This window comes from Dethiosulfatibacter sp. (assembly GCF_983023055.1).
In genome coordinates, this window is sequence record NZ_CEZJXU010000050.1 from 1 (window position 1) to 8,953 (window position 8,953).

Consider the following 8,953-nt stretch of genomic DNA (forward strand, 5'->3'; position numbering starts at 1 on the left):
ATTGCTCCTATTCCACCTCTCCAGATTATAAGTCCCATTGAAATGCTTGAAAGGGCTAGGATTATGGGTAGAAATACTGCTGAAAAGATCGCAGCCTTTATTGACGAAGATCTCATCTCACCAGTAAGGGACGTGAACTCTTCAAGGTTCTTTTCCTCTCCAACCAGTACCTTCGTAGTGACGGCACCTGAAATACCTTCGCTGAAGGACCCTGTAATCTTTGAATTTATCTTTCTTACTATCCTGTAAGAGCCCAGTATCTTTTTCTGAAAATATATGCTGAACACTGCCATTACTGGGATAACAGACATAGTTATAAGAGCAAGCTTCCAATTGAATACAAACATGAAGGCTGCAATTATTATCATAAATGACATTCCCCATACTATGTCCACTATTCCCCAGGAGATGATTTCACCAAGCCTCTTCACATCAGAGGTCATCCTTGCCATTATCCATCCTGCAGGAGTCTTGTCATAGTATGAAAATGACAAGAGCTGAAGCTTTTCAAAGGCTTCCTCCCTTATATCGTAGGTAAGATTCATCTCGATTTTTCCTGCAATTGCTATGAATATGAAAATATTGATGGCCTGCCACACCATCAATAGTGCAAACTTGAAAATGAAGTTTCCTATGCCCTCAAAGTTGCCGGGAACTATATAATCATCTATGATGGTTCTCGTCATCTGTGGAAAAATGGAATCAGCAAGGGCAACATTCACCATGAAGAAAAACAAGAGACCCGTAAGCTTCTTGTATCTTAATAAATACCTGGCCATCTTCTTCCATATTTTAATATCAAGCTTCTTAGAATAATCCTTCTCTTCAAATCCAGTAGACATGTGGTCACCTCCTTAAATACTCTTTTATTACCAGTCATTGCGTCAAATATCAATTAAATGCTACAATTTGCAGGGAACAGTTATATGATTTTCATGAGCATACCTCAATAGATATTCGACTCCATTTGCATCTTCCAAATCATACTATAATATCCCCCAAGTTCCATAAGCTCCTCATGGCTTCCCATTTCCTCCACCTTTCCGTCTTCAAGTATTATAATCTTGTCCGCATCATATACGGATGCAATCCTGTGGGATATTATAAAGGTAGTGATTCCCTTACGTCTCTTGAAAAGTTCATTTCTTATTGCTATATCCGTCTCCGTATCAACTGCACTCAGTGAATCATCGAAAACAAGAACTGGATAATCGTTGATTAGTGTTCTAGCAATAGCCACTCTCTGCTTCTGTCCTCCTGAAAGTGTAACTCCTTTTTCACCAACTATGGTTTCATAACCCTTGTCAAATTCCTTGATTACATCATGGACAGATGCAACCTTTGCTGCGTTGAATACAGCCTTTTTCGACTTTGAACAGTCGAAGTTTATATTTTCTATTATAGTTTTTGAAAAGAGAAAGGGCTCCTGTAGAACAAGACCTATGTTTTTCCTCAGCCATTTCTTTTCTATGTTTTCTATCTCCACACCGTCGATTAGTATCCTGCCTCCGTCCTTGTCGTAAAGCCTTGCCAATAAATGTACCAAGGATGATTTACCAGAACCTGTCTTCCCCATTACTGCAACGGTTTCTCCCTTTTTAGCTGTAAAGGATACATCATCAAGAACCTTCCTGGATCTATCGTCTGGATATGAAAAACTAACATTTTCAAATACTATTTCACCCTTCACCTCAGGCTTGGTTTCTCTTGCTTTCAATGTTTCCTTTTCAACATCAAGAATTTCCTGAATCCTCTCAGCTGAAACCATTGCCTTTCCAAGATCTGCAAGTATCCTTCCCAACTGTCTTATGGGCCATAAGAGCCTATATTCATAATTAATGAAAACTATTATTGTTCCAAGTGTGATTTCACCAATATTTGCATGATATGCTCCTGCTACCAAGACCAGACCTATTGATATAAAACACAGAAAATCTGATATTCCCCAATAGTATGCCAAATAAATTATCATCTTGTAAGTCTTGTCTGCATATTTCCTGTTTTTCTCCCTGAACTTGTCAATTTCATACTTTTCTCTTGCAAAGGCCCTTACTACTCTTGTACCGTTCAGATTTTCCTGTATTACCGAAGACATTTCAGCCTCGGTCTCGTCTGAAACCTTAAAGGCCTTCTGAACCACATTGAAAAATATAAGAGCAAACAGAAAAATAAAAGGAGTCATAACCATGGCTGCCACAGTCATCTTAGGGCTGAGACCCAACATGAAATAAAGTGCTATGGATACCATAAATATAGCTCGTCCCACTTCCATTAATTGTACTGACAAAAATCTCCTTATGGTCTCAACATCTGAGGTTGACCTCTGAATAAGATCCCCTGTATCTGAGTTTTTATGATAATCGTAGGGAAGATGCTGAATATGGTCGTATAACTCTTCCCTGATATTTTTTGCTATGTTTTCTGAAGCTACTGCAGATTCCTTTCTAGCCCTGAAAAGAAATACCCCTTGAAGCCCCGTCAATGCTACAACAGCCAGTCCGCCAATCCAAATTTTGTCTCCGACAGAATCCATTCCTCCAAATAACTCCACCATCCAGTTGATCATCCTGTTTCCAATTGGAAGATTTCCGATGAATGAATCCACCACTGTCTGAATCACCACAGGAATGAACAGAGAAAAGGCAACACCTATTCCCATGGCCAACATGGATAGCACATATCTTCTTCTATTGTTTTTCATGAATTTCCAAAGTATTTTTAATTTTTCCATAACCTCTGTCTTCTCCACATATCTATCTTAATATGCATATATGTCTGTACATCAAGATACAAAAGCCGCAGAATGTCTTATACATACCTGCGGCTGCCTTTGTTTCCTATACAAATAGAATATGCGCTTTTGCTAACTCAGTCAACAGCAAATGGCTAAAATAAATCCAAAACCTTGTATCTTCGTTTTTCTATCCAATTCTTCTCCCGTAAGAATGTCTTCATATCCACTACCGGGAAGTTTGAATACCCTGTCTTCTCCTGACCTGTTTATAGCAACAACAATGGTTTCACTACCCAATGTTCTAGTAAAACTAAACAAATCACCCTTACAGGCATAAGGCTTCCAAGCGCCTCTTTTCAACACCTCGGAGCCTTCCCTAAACTTGAAGATTTTCCTGTACCAGGACAGTAGCTCTTCATTTTCACGACCCCATGGATATGTTCCCCTGCAATATGGATCGCTGTACCCTTCCATTCCTGCTTCATCGCCGTAGTATATACATGGCACTCCGGGAAATGTAGCCTGAACAAGGGACAATAGCTTCAGTCTTTTCACAGCAAAACTACGCTGTTCTTCCGACAGCACATATCCGTATCTTGTATCCTCGTCAAGGGACCTTTCATCCGGTGAATCCCCAAGAAAGGTCAGTGCTCTAACTGTATCATGGGTTCCTATAAGATTCATGCATGAGTAGAAATACTTACTTGGATAATTCTCATAAATTGACATAATCCTCTTAAGGGCTGTCTCTCCGTCAACATAACCTGCGACAAAACCTGTAAAGGTTGTTCTAAAGGGATAGTTCATTACGGAATCCAGCTCGTCTCCGTAGAAGTACTTCCTCAACTTGTTGTAGCTTTCCTTGTTTGACGCATCCTCCCAAACTTCTCCCAGTACTATGCTGTCCTTATCCTCTTTTAGTGTTTCAGACTTCAGTATCTGTATGAATTCATCGGGAAGCTCGTCTGCAACGTCAAGACGCCATCCCTTGACTCCCTTTCTCATCCACTGCTTCACTATGCTGTTTTCTCCCCTGAGTATATAGTCAAGGTATGATGGATCCATCTCCTCCACATTGGGAAGGCTCTTGTTTCCCCACCAGCTTTCATATTCATTGGGATAATCCTTGAACCTGAACCAGTCAAAGTATTCAGAATCCTTTGACTGGAATGCTCCAGTGTTTTCATATCTGCCAAACCTGTTGAAATACTTGCTGTCCATTCCCACATGGCTGAATACTCCGTCCAGGATTATGCTTATATCGTTCTTTTTGCATTCCTCAACAAGTTCCTCGAAATCCTCATCCTTGCCGTATCCGAAATCAAGCTTTTCATAGTCACCTGTATCGTATTTGTGGTTGCTGTTTGCTTCGAATATTGGATTGAAATAAAGTATGGATACACCCAGATTCCTCAGGTAAGGTATCTTTTCAATGACTCCCCTGAGATTGCCTCCGTAGACATCCCAAAAACGTACGTCTCCGCTGTCGTCCTTGATATACCTATTTTTATCATTCCAGTCCTCGTATTTGACAAAACCCTTCCTTCCAGCGTACAGGTTTTCATCACCGCCTATGCTGAACCTGTCCACATAAATCTGGTACATTATTCCTTCCTTGTACCACTTGGGGACTCTAATATTTCTTGAAGCAACAGTAATCTGATAGGGTACTGGATTCTCATAGTAAAGACAACACTCTCCACCAAGTTTTTCCCTGCAGTTGCCTATATAATAGGTTGCATCACCTTCTGTAATGGCGAAATAGTAGTAGATGAGGCAGGGGTAGTTGGGAGCAACTAATTCAGCCTTGTACACAATATAGTCGCCTTCTTCCCTCTCCGCTTCCATGACATATTCAACATCAACGCCCCTTATCATTACAGCTATTGTATAGCCAAGATCATGGTTTTTTTCAACCTTCAGCCTTATATCTATTTGTTCACCTGTTCCAACCGCACCGAAGGGCGATTTGTATTCCTCATCATGTGAGTTGTAAAATATTTTCATCTTCCTGCCTGATCATCGTATTTTTGTAAACTTCCTTATATTTCTTAGCGGAAGCCTTCCAGTCGTACTTACATTTGAATGTATTGGCCACAAGCTTCTTCCATGAATCGCTGTCGTTTTTATAAAGGTCAACTGCCTTTTCTATTTCAAAAAGCATTTCATGGGCGTTGTAGTCATTAAACTTGAATCCGTTTCCAGTATTTGCCACTTCATCGTATTCAAATATGGTATCTCCAAGTCCTCCAGTATTCCTTACAATAGGTACTGTACCGTATTTAAGGGCAATTATCTGGTTTAACCCGCATGGTTCAACCCTTGAAGGCATGAGCATAATATCACTTCCTGCATATATCCTTGAAGCAGCCTTTGAATCAAACATTATCCTTGCTGAAACCTTTCCAGGATACTGACTTTCAAGATATCTGAAATAATCCTCGTACATGGCATCACCCGTACCCAAAAGAACTAGATTAACATCACGTTCCATTATTTCCTTGCCAACAGCCATTACCAAATCTATACCCTTAAGCTCGTCAAGCCTTGTAATCATTCCTATTACAGGTCTGTTCTCATCGTAATCAAGTTTAAGTTCTTCCAGAAGTTTTTCCTTATTTTCAAGCTTCTTGTTATACGACCTGGTATAGTTGGCATACAGATTCTTGTCCTTTGCAGGATTTTGTACATCATAGTCTATTCCATTAATTATACCTGTCATCTTGTGCCTGTTTACACTTATTATACCTTCCAAACCTTCTCCAAAATATTCGTATTCCAGTTCCTTGGCATATGATGGAGACACTGTAGTAATCCAGTCTGCATTGTAAATACCCGACTTCATGATGTTTATGGCTTCATTGAATTCAAAATCCAAATTTATTTCCTCAGGCTTCAAATTAAGAATTTCATAAAGGATTTCACGTCCGTAAATCCCCTGATACTTGATATTGTGTATTGTAAGTACAGTTCTCATGTCTGTATAGTGAGGCCTGTAGTGTGTATTAGTCAAGTATGGTATTATAGCTGTATGCCAGTCGTTACAGTGCATTACATCTGGAATATAATCTATATAGGGTAGCATTTCTAGGACTGCCTTTGAGTAGAAAAGAAATCTTTCGCCATCGTCGAAATATCCATAGATTCCACTCCTGTTAAAATAATAATCATTTCCCAGGAAATAATGAACTATTCCGTCGTTTTCAAGACTAAAGATTTCACATTTCTGCGTTCTCCAGTTAAGACCTACATCAAACTCATGGACCTTCTTCATCTTTTTTCTGTATTTTTCCGGTATATCGGAATATAGTGGCATAACCACTCTTACATCAGTATTTTTATCCTTAAGTGCCTTAGGCAAAGATCCCGCTACATCAGCCAATCCCCCAGTTTTTATAAATGGCACGCATTCAGACGTTGCAAATAAAATTTTCATTTTTACCCTCCTAGTTTTAATCAAAAGCTATAGTTGAGTTTATTCATGAAATAGTATGTGTATCGATGCTTCAACGGTACACTGGATATCGAATGGATAAGTACGAAACTTGCCTTTGATTAAAACATCCTTTTAAGTTTCAATGCAAAAATATTTAGTTGAGTCAATGTATGATAACAGTATATAGATGCTTCAACTGTATACTGTTGTCATACATTGTTACGAAACTTATTTTTGCATTAAACATCCTTTTTCCCTAGCAAAAGCTATAGTTGAGTTTACATCTATTTCTTATAAAACAAGATCCTTTTCAATTACCAACGGCTTGCTTTCAGTACCAACTAATATCTTGCTGTTTGTTATTTCAACATATTTATCAAGTACTGCATTAACAACTACAGCATCGCTTCCAATTTTGCATTTCTGCATGATGATGCAATTCTTAATTCTTGCTCCCTGTTCAATAACAACACCTCTTGAAACTATGCTGTTTTCGACAGTACCATATATCTTGGCCCCACTGGCTATAAGGGAATTTTTCACTCTGGACTGGGAACTATATTTCGTTGGATGGTTGTCCTTTGACTTCGCATGGACTCTATCCTCGCCAAAAAAGAGTCTTTTCCTTGTTTCAACATTGAGAAGATCCATGGAACAGTCGAAATAAGAATTTATGGAATTGATTATCCTAATATAACCCTCATAGCCATACCCTATAACCTTAAAAGTATCGAGATTTTTCGTTATTACATCAAGAAGGTCTATGGCACCGCTTTTCTGTGCATTGTCCAGAATCTCCATAAATGTCTTCTTGTTGATTATTATCATATCCATGAATATATTCTGGCATTTGTCCCTGTTTTCCCCACAGTATAATATGTCTTTAATTTCTTTTCCATCTTCATCATTGGTACAAAGTGCTATTTCCTTATTGTATATTTCACCTTCATAGTCTTTCTTGTATATCATTGTAATATCCGCTTCATTGTCAATATGATAGTCAACTGCCTTTTTCATGTCCATGTTACTGACAATATTACATCCGCTAATTACAAAATATTCCGTTGTTGAAGGAATCTTCTTGAAAAAGGATATATTGTCTAAAAAATCCTGAAGGTTTATCCTTGTTATTTGTCCAATTTTAACATTCTTTCCTCCGTGTAGTATTGACAGGTCGTTGCTTTTGCTACTAAGACTCCAGTTTTCACCTGAACCAAGGTGATCAACCAGGGATCTGTATTTGTACGATCCAATTACTCCCAGCTTGCTTATTCCGGAATTTATCATACTTGACAGTGTAAAGTCTATAAGCCTGTATTTTCCACCTATTGGAATTGTATGTATGCTTCTGCTTACTAGCATCTTGTCCAGATCTTTCTGATTTGGACTATTTATTATTACGCCTACGGTATTTTTCATTTTGCCTCCTATGCTATTACAGTTATTTCGTCGTCTTCAACACTGCCTATTCTGCTGCCGCTTGTTACTATCATATTTTCGCCTATTATGGCCCTTTCTACTACGGCACCTTCTTCAATCACTGCATTATTGAAAATTATTGAATCCCTTACTATTGAATTTTTTCCTATTTTCACATTGTATGAAAGGACCGTATTCTTAACATAACCATCAACTGTACATCCATCACAGACAAGACTATTGTTGACATCTGCTCCTTCTCCCATGTAATGTGGTCTCCAGTTTTCGTTGTTTGAATATACCCGAAGGTCGCTTGAGAACAGATCAAACTCGGAAGTTTCCTCAAGAAGGTCCATATTGGCCTTGTAATAACTGTCTATTGTTCCAACATCCCTCCAGTAACCATTGTAGAGGTATGAATATATGTTTTTACCTTCATTGAGGAGCATTGGAATTACATTCTTTCCGAAATCATGATCGGAGTTTTCATTCTTTGCATCCTTTATTAGAGATTCTCTCAAAACACTCCACTTGAAGATGTAAATTCCCATTGAAGCCATATTATTCTTGGGATTTTCAGGTTTTTCATCAAATTCCACTATTCTCATGTTTTTATCTACATTGGTGATTCCAAATCTTGATGCTTCATCCCAGCCAACTTCCATTACTGCAATGGCAAGGTCCGCATCTTTCTTCTTTGCATAATTCAGCATAAGTGAATAGTCCATCTTGTATATATGGTCCCCTGAAAGTATAAGAACATACTCAGGATCATACATGTCTATGAATTCAAGATTCTGATAAATAGCATCTGCAGTTCCAAGATACCAGTTTCCCCCCTTTGTATCCATGTATGGCGGCAATATGCTAACACCCTGTCCTAACTTGTCAAGAGCCCAGGCTCTTCCATTTCCAATATATCTGTTAAGAAGCAAAGGCTTGTACTGCGTCAGTACCCCTACAGTATAAATGTCGGAATGGAAACAGTTACTTAGACTAAAGTCTATTATCCTGTACTTTCCTCCAAACATTACTCCAGGCTTAGCATTGTTCTTGGTAAGATTCTTAAGCCTGCTTCCCTGTCCACCTGCCAAAAGCATTGCAATACATTCATTTTTTCCCATAGTTACCTCCCAATTATTTGCTTATTTGTTCTTTGATTTTCCAAATTTCATTGTCGTATTCTTTTATAGTCCTGTCGCTTGAAAAATAACCCGATGTGGCGATATTTCTAAGGGACATCTCAAACCATCTATCAGTATCCCTGTACGCCTTTTCAACTTCCTTCTGTGCTTCAAGATATAATCTGAAGTCCTTCATTACGAAATAATTATCGTTGTGGAGTATTAAACTGTCGTAAATGT

At 38.5% G+C, this 8,953-nt stretch carries 7 protein-coding genes; all 7 read right to left on the reverse strand.

Going from position 1 to position 8,953, the window contains the following annotated elements; all coding sequences use genetic code 11:
- A partial coding sequence (locus AC3AX0_RS03240) for an ABC transporter transmembrane domain-containing protein (RefSeq protein WP_487548872.1) occupies window positions 1-842 on the reverse strand: 842 nt, incomplete at its 3' end.
- A gap of 104 nt (window positions 843-946) precedes the next feature.
- Entirely contained in the window at window positions 947-2,731 is a 1,785-nt protein-coding gene (locus tag AC3AX0_RS03245) for an ABC transporter ATP-binding protein (RefSeq protein WP_487548873.1), read from the reverse strand.
- Between the two features lie 141 nt (window positions 2,732-2,872).
- Complete coding sequence (locus AC3AX0_RS03250; protein WP_487548874.1) at window positions 2,873-4,741, reverse strand: glycoside hydrolase family 13 protein; 1,869 nt, start codon at window positions 4,739-4,741, stop codon at window positions 2,873-2,875.
- A complete protein-coding gene (gene glgA / locus AC3AX0_RS03255; protein ID WP_487548875.1) occupies window positions 4,716-6,170 on the reverse strand; it encodes a glycogen synthase GlgA in 1,455 nt (484 codons plus the stop codon). The genes AC3AX0_RS03250 and glgA overlap by 26 nt, the downstream gene beginning before the upstream one ends.
- A 291-nt stretch (window positions 6,171-6,461) precedes the next feature.
- Entirely contained in the window at window positions 6,462-7,589 is a 1,128-nt protein-coding gene (gene glgD / locus AC3AX0_RS03260; RefSeq protein WP_487548876.1) for a glucose-1-phosphate adenylyltransferase subunit GlgD, read from the reverse strand.
- Window positions 7,590-7,597: 8 nt separating this feature from the next.
- Window positions 7,598-8,713 carry a glucose-1-phosphate adenylyltransferase gene (locus AC3AX0_RS03265; RefSeq protein WP_487548877.1) on the reverse strand — a complete coding sequence of 372 codons (1,116 nt, stop codon included), beginning with the start codon at window positions 8,711-8,713 and terminating at the stop codon, window positions 7,598-7,600.
- Window positions 8,714-8,726: 13 nt separating this feature from the next.
- Window positions 8,727-8,953 (reverse strand): glycogen/starch/alpha-glucan phosphorylase (locus tag AC3AX0_RS03270; protein ID WP_487548878.1); only part of this gene is annotated, 227 nt, incomplete at its 5' end.